Here is a 16,731-nt window from a genome sequence, read left to right as displayed (position 1 = left end):
CCGCGAGGCTACCGGGAAACGGCTAGCCGACGGGGACCGGCTGCGGGACCGCTCGCTGCTGTCCCTCCGGTTCCGTCGTCTCCGGCGGCTCCTGGCCCGACGTCGGCTCGTCCGGTGACGGCGAGGTCGAGTCGGTGGGCTTGCCCGGCTTGATGCCCGGGATCGGGATCGTCACGCCCGGAAGGATCTCCATGTTGCTCGTGGTGATCTCGAGCGGCGGCGGAGTCGTCGACGACGGAGCCGTGGTCGACGGGGGCACCGAGGTGGTCTTCGGCGCTGCAGGAGCCGAGTACTGCGGGATGCCCGCCTGGCCGGCGATGGGCGCCGGGGTCGGGAACTTCTCGACGCTGGTGCCCTCGAGGGCGCCGTCCATCGTCGCCTTCCAGATGTCCGACGGCAGACCCGAGCCGTAGATCATTCCGCCGTAGCTGTTCTCGAGCGGCAGACCCTGCTCGGTGCCGACCCACACCGCCGTCGACAGCGACGGGGTGTAGCCGACCATCCACGCATCCTTGTTGGAGCCGGTGTCGCCGAGCTGCGCGGTACCGGTCTTGGACGCCGACGGCCGGCCACCGGCCAGCCCGTGGCCGCGCGAGTACGCGGCGATGGGCGTCATCGCGGCGGTGGTGTTGTCGGCCACCGCGGCGTCGATGACTTCCTCGCCGGTCGGCGTGCCGCGGTCGAGCAGCACAGTGCCGTCGGAAGTGACGACCTTCTGCACGAAGTGCGGCGTGTGGTAGACGCCGGAGGCCGCGAGCGTCGCGTACGCGGACGCCATGTCGATGGGCCGGGACTGGTACTGGCCCAGCACGATGCCGTTGTTCGGTCCGACGCCGCCCGGCTCGGTGAGCGAGGGGCCCACGCCCGGGATGTCCTCGGGGATACCGGCCTTGTGGGCGATGTCGGCGATGGCCTGCGGGCCGTTGTCCATCTGCAGCATCTGCCGGTAGAAGCTGGTGTTGAGCGAACGCTTGAGGGCCTCGGCAATGGTGCACGTGCCGCAGGACTCGCCCTCGACGTTCCCGATCGTGATGCCGTTGACGGTGAGCGGGCCGCTGTCGTACATCTGCGACAGCGGGATGCCCTGGTCCAGCGCGGCCGCGAGGCCGAACACCTTGAACGACGAACCGGTCTGCAGGCCGGCCTGCGCGAAGTCGTAACCGCCGCCGTCGGCGCCGCCGTAGTAGGCGCGCACGGCACCCGACTTCGGATCGACGGACACGACCGCGGTCCGCAGCTCGGACGGCTCACCGTCCATGTACGTCTCGACGGCGTCGACGGCAGCCGCCTGCGCCTGCGGGTCGATCGTCGAGGTGATCTGCAGGCCCTCGGTGTTGAGGTCCTGCTCGCTGATACCGGCCGCCGACAGCTCCTGCAGCACCTGTTGCTTGATCAGTCCCTCCGGCCCGTTGGCGCCACTGCCGTTGTCGACCTCGGCGAGAGGAATGACCTGCGGGAACTGGGTGGCGGCACGATCGGCGGCGCTGAGCGTACCGCTGTCCACCATGCCGTCGAGGACGTAGTTCCAACGCGACTGGGCGCCGGTGGGATTGGTCTCGGGGTCCAACAGCGACGGCAACTGGATGACCGCGGCGAGCACCCCGCCCTCGGCCACAGTCAGCTGCTCGACCGGCTTGCCGAAGTACGCCTCGGACGCGGCCGCGATGCCGTAGGCGCCGCGACCGAAGTAGATGGTGTTGAGGTACGCGGCGAGGATGTCGTCCTTGGACCACTGCTTGGCCATCTTCGAGGAGATGACGAGCTCACGCATCTTGCGGGTGAGCGAGCGCTCCGAACCCACGAGCGCGTTCTTCACGTACTGCTGCGTGATGGTCGAGCCGCCGCCGGCGCTGTCCTTGCCGAGCAGGTTGTCGCGGGCCGCGCGCGCGAAACCGGACACCGAGAATCCGGGGTTGGTGTAGAAGTTCCGGTCCTCGGCCGAGAGCACCGCATTGCGCACGTGCTCCGGGATCTGATCGATCGTGACCTCGGTGCGGTTGCCTTCCGGCGGCACGACACGAGTGATCTCCGTCGTCCCGTCCGACGCCAGGATCGTCGCGACCTGGTTGGTCTTCATGTCACCGGGCCGCGGCACGTCCTCGACGATGTACGCGACCATGAACGCCAGCATCGGCACGATCAGCCCGACCGCGATCACCGCGTACGCGGTGCGGCGCGCGATCTTCCACTTGCTGGACTTGGTCTTCTTCGGACCCTTCGGCGGCTGTCCCCCCGATCCGCCGCCGGACTTGCGCGCGGTCGGCGGCGGGCCGGCCGGCGGACGCCCACCGGGTCCGCGGCCGCCACCCTGTGCCGGACGTGGTCCTCCCTGCGGCGGACGCTGACCGCCCTGCGGCGGACGCTGTCCTCCCTGCGGCGGGCGCTGGCCACCCTGCGGCGGGCGACCACCCTGCTGCGGCTGCCGCGGAGCGGGGCGACCGCCCTGCTGCGGGCCGGGGTTGCGGCGCGGCGCGGGGCCCCCGGGGCCGCTCACGGGACGGCCGGGCTGCTGCCCGGCCGGTCGTCCACTCTGCTGCGGGCCGTTCGGACGCCGCGGTCCGGTAGGTCGACCCTGAGGGTTGTTGGGGGAACTCACGTACGAATCTCCAGTAATCGGGTGACTGTGGGCAGTCCTCGGTTGCGTCGGTCGGTGGGCACAGCTGTCGGTGTTCCTACGCTGTCTGTTCTCTACTACTCGCTGGCGGTGCGGCGGCGCGGTGAGGACGTTCGCCTCGGCCGCTTCGGTGCCGGCACCGCACCGAGAACGTAGGACTGGACCAAGTGGTTCCAGCTGCATGTGCGGCACACCTCGACCACATGGACCGAGAATTCCTCCTCTGTCGCGGCCAGACGAACCAGTTCCTCGGGTGTCCGCGCCGAGCCCGACACCGGACCCAGCTTGTCGCCGAACACCCAAGATACGAGGGTCAACTCTTCCTTGCGACAGATCGGGCACATCACCGAACTGCTGCGGCCGTGGAACTTGGCCGCGCGCAGCAGGTAGGGGCTCGCGTCGCAGACTTCGGTCACGCCGGTCCGCCCCGAGTAGACCTCGGCGAGCAGGGACCGGCGCTGCAGCGCGTAGTCCACGACCTGCCGCTGTATCCGCACGGAGACCAGAGTACGTGCGTCCGCCGACGGCGGGGTGGGCCGGGAGTGGCCGCACGTGGGGACGAACACAAGGTCTTGACATGCGGCGGACCGCGCGAAACCGGCGGTGTCGGGCGGCCCCGAGCGCGGTTTCCTAAGATCACGACCGTGTCCGGGCAGGTTTCCTCGAGTACTCGTGCGCGCGATATCGATCGCGCGCAGACGTGCGGACTTCTCGACGCCGGTTACAGCGAGGGCCAGCTCGACACCGCCGAGTACGACGCCCGCACGGCAGCCGCGATGACGGCGAAGACGCTCGGCGAACTCGACGCATTGGTCTCCGACCTGCAGATTCCCGCGCACCTGGTCGAGTCGGCGCTCCGGACCGCGACGGCACCCCGGCGCCCGCGACGCCGACCGGTGATCGCCGCGGCGATTGCGGCCGTCGTCGTCGTGACCGGTGCCGTGTTCTTCGTCGCACGCGGCGACGACGAAGCGGCGCAGGCGGCGGCCACGGAGGAAGCAGTTGCCGCTGCCGAGGAACCCGCGCCGCTGCCGGCGCCGGCGGGCGAGCCCGACGCGATCGTGATCGATCCGATCGACACGACGACGGCCGACGGCATCGAGGAGTTCCTGCGACAGTTCGGGAACAAGTTCGGCGACCTGACCGTCGACGACCTCTACCTGGCTCAGCACCACGCCTCGTTCGAGCGGATGGTTCCCGAGCAGCCGCATCGCGCCCAGGACTGGGACTTCTACGGCGGTTTCACTCCGAGTGGGTCGTCGACCCCCCGCTCCGACGACACCACGGTCGATCTCGACCGGCTCGACATCGGGCGGCTCCGAGTCCTACTCGGGGATGCTCCGTCGACCGTGGGGCTACCGGCCGCGCGGATCGACTACATCGTCGTCCGCCCCCAACCGATCACCGGCGATCCCGAGATCGGCATCTACGTCAAGGATCCGGCCCTGCGCACCGGCTATCTCTATTCGACGTTCGACGGACAGATCACGTACACGTCCACGCCGACCGGGGGAGGCTGACCGTGTCCGCCACCCGTCGCAAGGTCTCCGACTCGACGCGCCTACGGGCTCGTGACTCCGATCGCGCCGCGGTACGCGACCAACTGGATGCCGCCTTCGGCGACGGTCGACTGTCCGAGGCCGAGCTCACGAGCCGACGTGAGTCGGCAACGGCGGCACGCACACTCACAGACCTCGCAGGACTCGTCCGCGACCTGCAGATTCCGCGTGAGTTGCAGGGCTCCGTGCCCGCGGCTCCGCGGGACCGGAGCGCGCGCTGGATCGTCGCGCTCGCCGCGGCGGCCGTCCTCGTGGTCGGTGGTGTCGCGGTCGCTGCCATGCTGTCGGACTCGGGCGGCTCGACGTCGTCGTCCGAGCACACGGCGAGTTCGGCAGACCTCGACACGGCAGCCGGCTTCGGCCGGCTCCTCGACGAGATCCGGCAGAAGTTCGGGGATTCCGTCGTCGACGAGCTGGAGGTGAATCCGGAGTACGCGCGGTTGGCCCGACAGATTCCGGGGAAGCCAGGCATGGCGCAGTCCTACCGGTAGCGGCGATCGCAGCCTCGCCGTCACCGATCCCACGATCACGCACATCGCGGTGAGACAGGGCGAGCACCGCCCCGAGGCCCGGCTCTACATTCGCAATGAGGACCTGGACGCGAGCGGCTCCCTGACCATGGGGTTCGACGGTGAGATCCTGGAGGTCCGCAGAGCCGACCGGTAGTCGTCTCCGCGGACGCGGGCGCTCGACATTCCGACCGGTTCCCTATGATCAGCCGGGTGCCAGAGCGAGCCCCCGCCAGAAAGCGCGCGCGCGACATCGATCGCGCCCAGACCTGCGCACTCCTCGACGCCGGGTACGCCGAGGGGCAACTCGACCCGACCGAGCATCAGACCCGGACCACGAAGGCCATGAAGGCCAAGACGCTCGGGGCACTCGACTCTCTCGTCGCGGACCTGCAGATTCCCGAGCATCTCGTCGAAGCGGCCCGAGAGTCCACGCCGGCACCGCGCAGAAGGGTCCCGGGTCGCGCGGTGGCCGCGATCGTGGTCGCGGTCGTGGCGATCTGCGGAACGGTGATCTACACGAGTCGGGGCGACGCCGCGGCCCCCGAGACGATCGCCGCGGCCGAACCGGCGCCCGCTCCCGTCGCGCCGGGCGAGCCCCAGCCGATCGTGGTCGAAGCGTACGACCCTGTTTCGCCGGAGGGGATCCGCGACTTCCTTCGTCAGTACGAGCAGAAGTTCGGTGATCTGCAGGTGGACGATGTGACCTTCTACCCGGAGTACGTGTTCCTGGCCCGGATGCTGGACGACCAGCCACACCGTGCCCAGAGCTGGAGCTTCCGGGGCGGCTTCTCGAAATCGCGGGCGCCGGATTCGCGGCCCCTGGACACCGGCACGGTCGACCTCGCGACGCTCGACGTCGACCGGATCGCGGACGTGCTCACGTCGGGACCCGGCCGTGTCGGCCTCTTGTCCGCGAAGGTGTCCCACATCTTCGTGCGACGCCCGGATTCGACCGGCGAGGCTCTGGTCTCCGTCCTGTTCGAGGACCACGAGGAACGAACCGGAATGATCGATACGCTGATGGACGGCACCGTCGTCGACGTCTCGCCGGCCGAGGGACAGTGAGCATGACGCCGCCGGAGCGACGCGATAACGCCCCCGCCTCGCCACCGCCGGAGAGCACCCGCTGGATCGTCGCGCTCGCGGCGGCCGTGGTCCTGGTGTGTGGCATCGTCGTGGTCAACTCGACCCGGGATCATGCCGACTCCACAGTCCCCGATTCGGGAGCCGCGTTGACCACCGCGGCGGGCTTCGGGCGGATGCTGGACGAGATCGTCGACGAGTTGGGCGACTCGGAGGTCGACACCCTCACCGTCTACCCCGACTACGCGTCGGTCTCGCGCCCGGTACCCGGTTCGCCCGGCAGCGAGCAGTCGTATCGGTACGAGGACGGACAACTGACGGACGCCGGAACCTCGCCGCGCCGCACCGAGGGCGTACCCGTCGACCTGACGGAGCTCCGCCCGAACGTTCCCCGGCTGATCGGGCTGCTGTACGGCGCCGACCGCACGCTGGGCGTGAGCGACCCGACCCGGGTCTATCTGATCGCCCAACGCGACGACGACAACGGGCCCGGCGTGGGTATCTATCTGTCGAACGAGGCCACGGGTGCACAGGGCTTCCTGACGGTCGGCTTCGACGGCGCCGTCCACGAGGTCTACCGGGCCGACCGATAGGTCTTCCACCTGCCTTTTCCGCTCGACGGTGTGCTCGTATATATCGGTGCGATATAGTTGGCAATCGCATCTATCGGTTATGTTCGGGACACTCAGGGGGTGTGATCTTGCTCGAGCTCGCAATTCTCGGGCTGCTCCTCGAGTCACCCATGCACGGATACGAGCTGCGCAAGCGGCTGACCGGCCTGCTCGGTGCGTTCCGCGCCTTCTCCTACGGCTCGCTCTACCCGACCCTTCGGCGCATGCAGGCCGACGGGTTGATCGCCGAGGACGCCGGCGCGGACGGCACCGTCAAGCGCCGGGCGCGTCGCGTGTACGAGCTCACCCCCGCCGGTCGGAAGCGATTCTCCGAGCTGGTGGCGGACACGGGGCCCCAGAACTACACCGACGACGGGTTCGGCGTGCACCTTGCCTTCTTCAGCCGCACCCCCGCCGAAGCGCGGATGCGAATTCTGGAAGGCAGGCGACGTCAGGTCGAGGAGCGCCGCGAAGGCCTCCGGGACGCCGTCGGGCGGGCCACCGGGTCACTCGACCGCTACACCCGCCAGCTCCATCAGCTCGGTCTCGAGTCGAGCGAACGGGAAGTGCGGTGGCTGAACGAGCTGATCGCCGCCGAACAATCATCAACAGCAACAGCACCCAAGAAAAACGAAGGAGAACCCGACCATGGGTGAGAACAGCACCGCGGTGCGCGTAGCCATTGTGGGCGTGGGTAACTGTGCCTCGTCCCTGGTCCAGGGCGTGCAGTACTACAAGGACGCCGACGAGAACTCGACCGTCCCCGGCCTGATGCACGTCAAGTTCGGCCAGTACCACGTCCGCGACGTCCAGTTCGTCGCCGCCTTCGACGTCGACGCCAAGAAGGTCGGGTTCGACCTCTCCGAGGCGATCAACGCCAGCGAGAACAACACCATCAAGATCGCCGACGTCCCCCCGCTGGACGTCCCCGTCCAGCGTGGCCCCACGCTCGACGGCATCGGCAAGTACTACGCGCAGACCATCGAGGTCTCCGACGCCGAGCCCGTCGACGTCGTCGCCGCACTGAAGGCTGCCAAGGTCGACGTCCTCGTGTCCTACCTGCCGGTGGGCTCCGAGGAGGCCGACAAGTTCTACGCGCAGTGCTGCATCGACGCCGGCGTCGCGTTCGTCAACGCGCTGCCCGTGTTCATCGCCTCCGATCCGGAGTGGGCCGAGAAGTTCCGCGCGGCCGGTGTCCCGATCGTCGGCGACGACATCAAGAGCCAGGTCGGCGCCACCATCACCCACCGCGTGATGGCGAAGCTGTTCGAGGACCGCGGCGTCGTGCTGGATCGCACGTACCAGCTCAACGTCGGCGGCAACATGGACTTCAAGAACATGCTCGAGCGTGAGCGCCTGGAGTCCAAGAAGGTCTCCAAGACGCAGGCCGTCACCTCCAACCTGAACGGCCCGCTGTCCGGCAAGGTCCACGACCGCAACGTCCACATCGGTCCCTCGGACTACGTGGAGTGGCTCGACGACCGCAAGTGGGCGTACGTCCGCCTCGAGGGCCGCGCGTTCGGTGACGCCCCGCTGAACCTGGAGTACAAGCTCGAGGTCTGGGACTCCCCGAACTCGGCCGGCATCATCATCGACGCCATCCGCGCCGCGAAGATCGCCAAGGACCGCGGCCTCGGTGGCCCGATCCTGCCGGCGTCGGCGTACCTGATGAAGTCCCCGCCGGTCCAGATGGCCGACGACACGGCTCGCACCGAGCTCGAGGCCTTCATCATCGGCGCCGAGTAGAAGCAGCCGTACCACGAACCTGTGGCGGTGGGCGGGTCTCCGGACTCACCCACCGCCACAGGCGTTTTCGCGTCAGTTCATGTGACCGGAGATAATCGGTGGCCGGGCCGGACCGCTGGTGTTACCTTCGTCGGCATGGGCACACTGAATTCCTAGATCGGGACGCCGCGCCGAGCACGCTCCGCGGCGAGTCCTGAGCGCACGCACCCCGCCGAAGTCGGCGGGCCGGTCGTGCGAGGACTCGTTCCTCTCGATCACCCGGACCAGGTCCGGGGGCAAGGACGCACCCATGCCCGTCCCTCAATTCTCTCTTCGCTCCGCCTCGAAGCGTTTCGGCGACCGCATCGTCCTCGACAGCGTCGATCTGTCGATCGCGCCGGGCGAGAAGGTCGGCGTCGTCGGCGACAACGGTTCCGGCAAGTCGACCCTGCTGGCGCTGCTCGCCGGACGAACCCACCCCGACAACGGCGACGTCCGGGTGGTCGCACCGGGTGGCGTCGCGTACGCCGCACAGTCGCTGGATCTGTCCGACGACGCCACGGTCAGCACCGCGATCGATCACATCCTCCGCGACGTGCGGGCACTCGAGGCACGGATCCGCGACATCGAGCGGCGCCTGTCCGGTGCCGCCACGGACGAACTACAGGCGCTGCTCGACGAATACACGCAAGCGACAAGTCTTTTCGAGAGTCTCGATGGCTACACGGTGGACGATCGGGTCGACGCCGGACTGCACGCGCTCGGTCTGCCGCGCCTCGACGAGTCGCGTCGGCTCGACACGCTCTCGGGCGGGGAACAGGCCCGGCTGGCGCTCGCCACGAGTCTGGCCTCGAACGCCGAACTGCTCCTGCTGGACGAGCCCACCAACGACCTCGACGACGCGGCCGTCGCGTGGCTCGAGGAACGTCTGATCGCCCACCGCGGAACGGTAGTGGCGGTGACGCACGATCGCGAGTTCCTGGCCCGCCTGACTCCGGTGATCCTCGAGGTCGCCGACCGGGGTGTCCGGCGCTACGGGGACGGCTACGCCGGGTACCTCACCGCGAAGGCGGCCGAGCGCCGCAGGCACCTGCAGGCGTACGAGGACTGGCGGTTGGAGGTCGCCCGCAACGTGCGACTGGTCGAGGCGAACGCGTCTCGGCTCGAGGCGATCCCGCGCAAACAGGACAAGGCGGGGTTCGGCCACGGGGCGTTCCGCGCCCGCGGCCGTGACCACGGGGCCATGGGGCGAATCCGCAACGCCAAGGAGCGGATCGCGCGACTGACACTGAACGAGGTCGTGCCACCGCCGGATCCGTTGCGATTCACCCCGTCGCTGTCGGTACAGCTTCCGTGCCCGTCCGACGGCCCGCTGGTGCGACTGCACGGCGTGCGCGTCGGCTCCCGACTGACGGTGCCCGACCTCGAGGTGCAACCCGGGGGTCGGCTCCTGGTGACCGGACCGAACGGCGCCGGCAAGACCACCCTGCTGAGGGTGATCGCCGGGGAGGTCGTGCCCGACGGCGGCGAGGTGCGGGTCCCGGATCGCGTCGGGTTCCTGCGGCAGTCCGGCGGAGCATGGCCCGCGACGGAGACGCTGTCGCAGGCCTTCGCGGCGCAGCGGTCCGGTCATCCGGACGAGGCAGCCTCGGAACTGCTCTCGCTCGGCCTGTTCCACCCCGACGACCTGCACCGGCCGGTCGCGGACCTGTCGTTCGGGCAACGCCGACGCCTCGAGGTGGCTCTGCTGGCGACCTGCGGCGCCGATCTACTGCTGGTGGACGAACCCACCAATCACCTGTCGCCTGCGTTGGTCGAGGAACTGGAGGAGGCACTCGACGCGTTCACGGGGACGGTAGTCCTGGTGACCCACGACAGGAAGATGCGGCGGCGGTTCCGCGGCGACTACCTCACGCTGTGACCCGACGGCGGGACCGGCCCCGGGTCGCGTGCGCTCCGCGGCACCGGCGCCGTCACCACGTCGGGGAGACGCCGTTCGCCCGCAGCCAGCCCTGCGGATCGACCTGCCGACCGCTCGGATCCCAGACCTCGAAGTGCAGGTGCGGACCCGTCGACTGGCCGCGGTTACCGACCGTGGCGATCTTCTGTCCCGCCGCGACGCGCTGGCCGACGCTGACGGTGTAGGTGTCGACATGGCCGTACACCGTGATGGTGCCGTCGGTGTGCTGCACGCGCACCCACTGCCCGAACCCAGAGGCCGGGCCGGCAGAGATCACGGAGCCGGCCGCAGCCGAGTAGATGGGTGTGCCGATGCTCGCACCGATGTCGATGCCGTCGTGGTGGCTACCGCCGCGCGGGCCGTAGCCGGACGTGAGAGTTCCGGAAACCGGCTGTACCACAGCGGAACTCGATCCCACACTGTGGAAGAACCCGGCGGTCTGGGCCGCGGGGGCCGCGGACGCGGTGGCGGCGCCGAGCTGCGCCCCTCCGACGAGGAGGGTTCCGGCGATGGCCACGAATGCTGCCGCCTTCCGCGACCGGCGGGGGGCAGCGTATTCGGATGGGTCGGTGTTGCGAACGAAACGGTGCGATGACTGGTGGTGCTTGCCCACGGGAGTTACCTCATTTGCGTCTTACTCATCGGCCCGGGGAGGTGCTCCCCAGAGGGCCCGTCACAAAAGGGTAACGAAGCTATATCGATTCGTCGAGCGTTATCGAATATTTATCTTGTCCAGTTATAAACCAACCGGTTTCGCGAATCATGCAGGTCAGGGCGCCCTTCTCGGCACGAACGGCGATCGAAGGACCTCGGCGGGCGCCTCTCCGGCATCTCCGAGTGGTCGTACGCGATACCCCGCTGGTCCCCCGGATCCTCGTCTCCGTGGACCCCCGTGCCTGCCAGGCGCTCATCTGGGACGACACCCCCGGCCTGATCGCGGTCACGGCGCGCTGCGGCCCCGGCGGCGGCCAGGCTCGCACCCGCCGAGCCGAACTTCTGGCAGCAGGTATTCACGCCATCGCCGGAGAGCATCGAGGCACTCCTCCGCGAGCTCGGTCTCGGCGACTGGTCCGACACGCTGTACGTCGAGCCCGCACCCTAGGTCATCTTCGAGACCACCGGCAGCGGCAGCACCTTCATCGCCATCGACAGCGGCAGCCACGGCCAGGCCGGGACGTACGCCTTGTTCGGTTCCTTCTCGATCGCGGCGGCCAGTGCGCGGCAACCGGTCTCGGTGTCGACGATGAACGGCACCTTCTTCACCTTCTCGTTGATCTCCGAACGGATGAAGCCCGGGAAGATGGTGCTGACGTCGATCCCGGTGCGCGCCAGGTCCGCCCGCATGCCCTCGCCGAGTGCCGCGACACCGGCCTTCGACGCCGCGTAGGTGGTGAGGTTGCGCGGCATGCCCCGCACCGCGCTCACCGACGAGATCAGTACCACGTGGCCGGCGTTGCGCGGGCGGAACAGCTCGAGTGCCGCCTCGCTCTGCGCGAGTGCGCCGAGAAAGTTGGTGCGCGCCGTCGCCGCGTTGGCGCGGAAGTAGCCGGTGCCCAGCGGCTGCCCCTTGCCGAGGCCGGCGTTGACGATCACGCGGTCCAGGCCGCCGAGTTCCTCGTCGAACTCCCGGAACACGCTGAACACCTCGTCGTGGACGTCCACGTCGAGCCTCCGGATCGCGACGGTGATCTGCGGGTGCGCGTCCAGCAGTTCGTCGCGCAGTTCCTCGAGTCGTTCGGTGCGGCGCGCGGCGAGTGCGAGGTTGCGTCCCCGCGAGGCGAATTCGCGGGCCATGCCGCGGCCGAGGCCCGAGCTGGCGCCCGTGATGAGAATGTTCCTGCGTGTCGCGCGGCCGCCCACCTACTTGCCCTCCGTCATCGTGTCGATCAACTCGTTGCAGCGAGTGTCCAGGTAGCCCACCGCGATCCAGAAGTGTTCGAACGCCGGGTTGGTGGTCTGCCCGTGGTGATAGCGGTAGTAGATCTGTTGCGCGATGACCGCGAGGCGGAACAGCCCGAACACCTCGTAGAAGCCCCAGTTGTGGACGGGCAATCCGGTGCGCTCGGCGTAGTAGTCGACGATCTCACGGCGGGTGAGCATGCCCGGCAGGTCGGACGGCTGGCGTTTGGTGGCCTGCATCATCGGATGGTCGTCGGCCTGCACCCAGTACGCCAGGCTCGACCCGAGATCCATGAGCGGGTCGCCGATCGTGGCGAGCTCCCAGTCGAGGACGGCCCGCGGCCGCAGGTCCTCGCCGAGAACGACGTTGTCGAGCCGGAAGTCGCCGTGGATGACCCGCGAGGCGACATCGGCCGGCTGATTGTCGTCGAGCCACCTCGTGACCCGCGCGAAGTCGGGCACGTTGTCGGTGCGGGCCGCCGCGTACCGCTTGGTCCAGCCGGACACCTGCCGTCCCACATATCCTGCGCCGCGCCCGAACTCGTCCAGTCCGGAGGACACCGGATCGACGCCGTGCAACTCGATCAGCAGATCGATCACCCGCAGACACAACTCGCGCGTGTTCTCCGGGGTGAGGCCCAGTTCGGCCGGGGGAGCGGAGCGCAGGATCGTGCCCTCGACGCGTTCCATGACGTAGAAGTCGCTGCCGAGCACCGACGGGTCGGTGCACAGGCCGACCATTGCCGGGACGTGCGGGTACCCGGGTGCCAGCAGTGACTGGATGCGATACTCGCGGACCATGTCGTGCCCGGACGACGGCTTCGCCCCGGCCGGCGGCCGGCGCAGCACCAGGTCGCGATCCCGGTAGCGCAGCAGGTAGGTCAGGTTCGACGCACCGCCGGCGAACTGGCGCACCTCGGGAATGCCGCTCTCGTGCACACCGTTTGCTCGGAGCCACCCCGCTACCGCATCGACGTCGAACACGTCCTCGTCGCGAACGGTGCGCGCGTTGTCGGGAAGCTTCGCGGTCACGTGTACTTGCCCAGCTCGAAGCGGGCGACCAGGCCCTGGTGCACTTCGTCGGGGCCGTCGGCCAGGCGCAGTGCGCGGGCCGCCGTCCACGCCCCGGCCAGCGGGAAGTCCTCGGACAATCCACCGCCACCGTGGATCTGGATCGCGAAGTCGATCACCTGCTGCACCACGCGCGGCGTGGCGACCTTGATCTCGGATACCGCCGAGCGCGCCCCGAACAGGCCCTGCGTGTCGAGCAGCCACGCGGTGTGGAGCACCAGCAGACGCAGCTGGTTGATCGCGATGCGGGCGTCGGCGATGCGTTCGCGGTTGCCCCCGAGGTTGACCAGCGGCTTGCCGAAGGCGACGCGCTCGGTGCCGCGGCGGATCGCGAGCTCGAGGGCGGCCTCGGCCAGGCCGATCAGCCGCATGCAGTGGTGCACGCGGCCCGGACCGAGCCGGCCCTGCGCGATCTCGAATCCGCGTCCGGGCCCGGCGATCACTGCGTCCAGCGGCAGCCGGACATCGGTGAAGGACACCTCGCCGTGGCCACCGGGTTCGTCATAGAAGCCCATTGTCGAGAGCATCCGCTCGACCTTCACACCAGGCGTGTCCATCGGCACCAGCACCATCGAATGCCGTTGGTGCTTGGGCGCTTCCGGATCGGTGAGCCCCATGAAGATGAGGATCCGGCAGTCCGGGCTGCCGATGCCGGTGCTCCACCACTTGCGACCGTTCAGCACCACCTCGTCACCGTCGACAACGGCGGTAGCGGCCATGTTGGTGGCGTCGGACGACGCGACGTCGGGCTCGGTCATGCAGAATGCGGAGCGAATCTCGCCGTCCAGCAACGGCTTCAGCCAACGCTCCTTCTGCGCCGGGCTGCCGTAGTGGTACAGCACCTCCATATTGCCGGTGTCGGGGGCGTCGCAGTTGAAGATCGCGGAGACGAACGGAGAGCGCCCCATCTCCTCGGCGAGCGGTGCGTACTCGACGTTGGTCAGGCCGGCGCCGAGCTCGGCGTCGGGCAGGAAGAGGTTCCACAGCCCCTGTGCCCGAGCCTTCGCCTGCAAGGCGCGGAACTCGTCGGACACCTGCCACATCGCGGCACCGGGGACGTCGGAGCGCTGCGCGAACGGCACCACCCGTTCGGCCCGCAACCGCGCCTCGACGGGCGCGACCTCGGTCGCAATGAACTCGCGCAGTCGATCTAGGTACTCCCTCGACCGTGCGCTCTGTCCGAAATCCATGCCAGCCTCCGTGCGTCGACTAACTGAGCATTGCTCAGTTAACCTAGACGTAGACTTGCCCCGCAATCAAGATCCTGGACGGTGTCATTCTCGTGTCGACCGAAACTGCCGCCACCCGGCGGCGGCTCCCGCCGGAGGAGCGCAAGCGGCAACTCGTCGCGATCGGCCTGCAGGAACTCGCGACCCGACCCATCCATGCACTGTCGATCGACCTGGTGGCCGAGAAGGCCGGCATCTCCCGCGGCCTGCTGTTCCGATACTTCCCGACCAAGCAGGACTACTACGTCGCCGTCGTCGGCGCGGCGGCCCGGCGCCTGTTGCGCGCGGCGAAGGCGGACCCCGACGACGCGTCCGGTGAACCACTGCGGGCCGTCGTGCACGCATTCGTCTCGTTCATCGACCGGCACGGAGCCAACTACCAATCGTTCTTCCACGGCGGCTTCGGCGCCGACCCGCAGATCCAGGAGATCCGCGAGCACATGAAGGACACCATGGTCGAGCGCACCCTCGAGGCGACCGGCACACCACCGTCCCCCGAGGCCCGGATGCTGCTGCGCGGATGGTGGTCGATGGTCGAGAGCCTGGCCATCGACCGCACCGTCGAGCCGATCTTCACCGTCGACGGCGTCGCCGACCACGCGCTCGCGGCGCTGCCGGTGCCGCACGCGCACCCCACCCGGTAGGGAACCGGCCTCGTCCGGAAACACTGTTTCCGAGCACGCGAGTTTTGTGCAAAACCCGCGGAAAGGTACAGATCGGCGCCGACCCCGAAAGGCCTGTTCCTAGCGCACCACCAGATCGGTGTCGGTGGCACTGAGGCTGATCGGCGCGATCTGCTTGCCGCGCATCCAGTCCCGGACGAAGGCGTCCAGAGCGGGGTCGGTGGCGCGGGCGTCGAACGCGGACTGCGGGATCTCGATGGCACCGACCAGGTGCCGCGGCTGCGCGTCGAGGCCGGCACCGCGAGGTGCGAAGCGGAGCCCGTCCGCGGTGTGGACGACGACGGGAACGGTCTTGCCGTCCGGCGTGGTCACGGTGGCCTCACGGGTGGTGGCGACGGGATCGAAGTGGTCGATCGAGATCCGGTAACCGGACGGACCGGCGTGCAGACCCACCTGGTCGAGCAGGCGCGGGTCCAGAATCGAGTACGGCAGCACGCTGTCCACCAGCACCTGGCCGTCCACCCACGCGTCGCGGGAGGGCAGCGTGGTGGACAGGTTCCACGGCGCCGGCGGCGCCAGCGTGTCCGCGGATCGGTCACGCTGCGAATTCTCGAGTGGGGTTCCGGGCAGGCCCGCCCCGGTCGCGGTGAACTCCCACGTCGGCGCGTTCAGATGCTTGTGCCAGAAGCCGGTGACGCCGCCCGATCGTCCGGCCACCCGCAGCTCGCGGGCGTCGGGCCCGACACCGGTGGAGTGCACGCTGATCGCCGAGGTGATCTCGCCGGGAATCTTGGGCTGGCGCTTCCAGTCCTGCGCGGGCAGCTGGATCGCGGCGTATCCCTTGAACCACGACTCGAACGCCGAGTTCGGCGCCGTCGGCCTGCCGGTCTGGTCGTCCCAGCTGTAGCGGAAGAAGATCGAATCCGAGCCCGAGCCGTCGAAATCGAAGTTGCGCGTGTACATGTCGCCGTACTTGTTCACCACGAACGTCGTCGACGCCGAGGACGACAACGCGACCGAGCGGAACCGGCCACCGACCGGTCCACCGATCTCGTAGCTGTCGTCGTTCGGCAGCCACGGGTCGGCGTACGTGATGCGGCTGCCGTCGCCCGTCAGGGACGGCACCATCGTCATCTTCGCCAGCCCGTAGTAGTGCAGACGGCCCGCGGCGTCGGCGTATGTCTGGTTGTCCCACGGCGATGCGACGCTCAGCGCCCACTGCCCGGGCGCCCCGCCCAGGAGGCGCTTGCCGCCGCCGGTCCAGATCGGGGCGCCGAAGGCCGACGTCCAGTTCCAGGTCAACGGCGTCTGTGACGCGTTGTCCAAGGTGTAGATCCAGCCGTCGGCGTCGATCGCGGCCAACTCGTCGTCGTCGGCGGAGATGCCGACCAGCCGGCCCCGCAGGCACTCCGGCAACGGCGTGTACCGCCACGCCTCCGTGTTCGATCCGGTCCAGACGCGCGGGCGGGTCAGCAACGCGCCGTCCACCAGCGAGAAGTCCCAGAACTTGTTGAACTGTGTTGTCTGCGTGCGCAACTCGACCGACGAGGGCGCATGACTTCCGGTGAACACCGGCAGGGTCTCGAGTCCGGCCCGCCAACCCGACGAGGGCAGTCCCGGTGGCAGCTGCGCGGTGCCGAAGGGCACGCACGACGCGGGCCCGGACGCACTCGCGGATGCCGACGGCGCAGCGGACAACAGTCCCGTCACCACCGCCACGCACACGAGGGGCGCGGTGAGACGGGACAGGCGGAGCTTGCCGCGGAGGGCACGATCGATCACACCCTCCGTATCCGAGGGTCAGGACCGGTCGTTACATTTCGGACAAAAGTGTGATGCGGGCCA

The 16,731-nt window shown here is 68.9% G+C and carries 15 protein-coding genes and 1 pseudogene; 9 read left to right on the top strand and 7 right to left on the bottom strand.

Annotation, left to right across the window (positions count from 1 at the left end):
* Positions 1-22 precede the first annotated feature (22 nt).
* Complete coding sequence (locus tag AC1RIF_RS12345) at positions 23-2,182, bottom strand: transglycosylase domain-containing protein (RefSeq protein WP_492601884.1); 2,160 nt, start codon at positions 2,180-2,182, stop codon at positions 23-25.
* Between the two features lie 509 nt (positions 2,183-2,691).
* A complete protein-coding gene (locus AC1RIF_RS12340; protein WP_174914146.1) occupies positions 2,692-3,111 on the bottom strand; it encodes a DUF5318 domain-containing protein in 420 nt (139 codons plus the stop codon).
* A 147-nt stretch (positions 3,112-3,258) separates the two neighbouring features.
* Here AC1RIF_RS12340 and AC1RIF_RS12335 point away from each other — a divergent pair, with 147 nt between their 5' ends.
* The 7 genes from AC1RIF_RS12335 (at position 3,259) to abc-f (ending at position 10,025) form a co-directional block, all read left to right on the top strand.
* Positions 3,259-4,134, top strand: a complete 876-nt coding sequence (locus tag AC1RIF_RS12335) for a DUF1707 SHOCT-like domain-containing protein (RefSeq protein WP_492601648.1) — start codon at positions 3,259-3,261, stop codon at positions 4,132-4,134.
* 2 nt (positions 4,135-4,136) lie between these two features.
* Complete coding sequence (locus AC1RIF_RS12330; RefSeq protein WP_492601647.1) at positions 4,137-4,664, top strand: DUF1707 SHOCT-like domain-containing protein; 528 nt, start codon at positions 4,137-4,139, stop codon at positions 4,662-4,664.
* A gap of 231 nt (positions 4,665-4,895) precedes the next feature.
* A complete protein-coding gene (locus tag AC1RIF_RS12325; protein ID WP_492601646.1) occupies positions 4,896-5,750 on the top strand; it encodes a DUF1707 SHOCT-like domain-containing protein in 855 nt (284 codons plus the stop codon).
* Positions 5,751-5,752: 2 nt separating this feature from the next.
* Positions 5,753-6,361, top strand: a complete 609-nt coding sequence (locus AC1RIF_RS12320; protein WP_492601645.1) for a DUF1707 SHOCT-like domain-containing protein — start codon at positions 5,753-5,755, stop codon at positions 6,359-6,361.
* Between the two features lie 107 nt (positions 6,362-6,468).
* The gene (locus AC1RIF_RS12315) at positions 6,469-7,035 is read left to right on the top strand and encodes a PadR family transcriptional regulator (protein WP_022598568.1); all 567 of its coding nucleotides are present in this window, start codon (positions 6,469-6,471) and stop codon (positions 7,033-7,035) included.
* Positions 7,028-8,125 (top strand): inositol-3-phosphate synthase, encoded by a 1,098-nt coding sequence (locus tag AC1RIF_RS12310; protein WP_492601644.1) that lies wholly within the window; start codon positions 7,028-7,030, stop codon positions 8,123-8,125. The genes AC1RIF_RS12315 and AC1RIF_RS12310 overlap by 8 nt, the downstream gene beginning before the upstream one ends.
* 289 nt (positions 8,126-8,414) lie before the next feature.
* Complete coding sequence (gene abc-f, locus AC1RIF_RS12305) at positions 8,415-10,025, top strand: ribosomal protection-like ABC-F family protein (RefSeq protein WP_492601643.1); 1,611 nt, start codon at positions 8,415-8,417, stop codon at positions 10,023-10,025.
* 52 nt (positions 10,026-10,077) lie between these two features.
* On the opposite strand, the gene AC1RIF_RS12300 is transcribed toward abc-f, so the two are convergent.
* Positions 10,078-10,677: a M23 family metallopeptidase gene (locus tag AC1RIF_RS12300; protein ID WP_492601642.1), complete on the bottom strand. Its 600-nt coding sequence runs from the start codon at positions 10,675-10,677 to the stop codon at positions 10,078-10,080.
* Positions 10,678-10,826: 149 nt separating this feature from the next.
* Between AC1RIF_RS12300 and AC1RIF_RS12295 the strand changes: the two are divergent.
* Positions 10,827-10,976: pseudogene (locus AC1RIF_RS12295) on the top strand (hypothetical protein); the annotation flags it as partial.
* A 186-nt stretch (positions 10,977-11,162) separates the two neighbouring features.
* On the opposite strand, the gene AC1RIF_RS12290 reads toward AC1RIF_RS12295, so the two are convergent.
* From AC1RIF_RS12290 to AC1RIF_RS12280, 3 genes are read right to left on the bottom strand one after another with little or no spacing between them, the layout of a single operon-like run.
* Entirely contained in the window at positions 11,163-11,924 is a 762-nt protein-coding gene (locus AC1RIF_RS12290; RefSeq protein ID WP_492601641.1) for an SDR family oxidoreductase, read from the bottom strand.
* Entirely contained in the window at positions 11,925-12,995 is a 1,071-nt protein-coding gene (locus AC1RIF_RS12285; RefSeq protein ID WP_492601640.1) for a phosphotransferase family protein, read from the bottom strand. It lies immediately after the preceding gene.
* Positions 12,992-14,224: an acyl-CoA dehydrogenase family protein gene (locus tag AC1RIF_RS12280; protein ID WP_492601639.1), complete on the bottom strand. Its 1,233-nt coding sequence runs from the start codon at positions 14,222-14,224 to the stop codon at positions 12,992-12,994. Before AC1RIF_RS12280 ends, AC1RIF_RS12285 begins: the two co-directional genes overlap by 4 nt.
* Positions 14,225-14,316: 92 nt before the next feature.
* On the opposite strand from AC1RIF_RS12280, the gene AC1RIF_RS12275 reads away from it, so the two are divergent.
* Positions 14,317-14,907: a TetR/AcrR family transcriptional regulator gene (locus AC1RIF_RS12275; RefSeq protein WP_492601638.1), complete on the top strand. Its 591-nt coding sequence runs from the start codon at positions 14,317-14,319 to the stop codon at positions 14,905-14,907.
* Positions 14,908-15,006: 99 nt separating this feature from the next.
* Here AC1RIF_RS12275 and AC1RIF_RS12270 read toward each other — a convergent pair whose 3' ends face one another.
* Positions 15,007-16,596 carry a hypothetical protein gene (locus AC1RIF_RS12270; protein WP_492601883.1) on the bottom strand — a complete coding sequence of 530 codons (1,590 nt, stop codon included), beginning with the start codon at positions 16,594-16,596 and terminating at the stop codon, positions 15,007-15,009.
* Between the last annotated feature and the right edge of the window lie 135 nt (positions 16,597-16,731).

It is taken from the genome of Prescottella sp. GW823-FHT02E09 (assembly GCF_058797375.1).
Note: the sequence above shows the minus strand (reverse complement) of the source record. Positions and strands in the feature narration are given on the sequence as shown.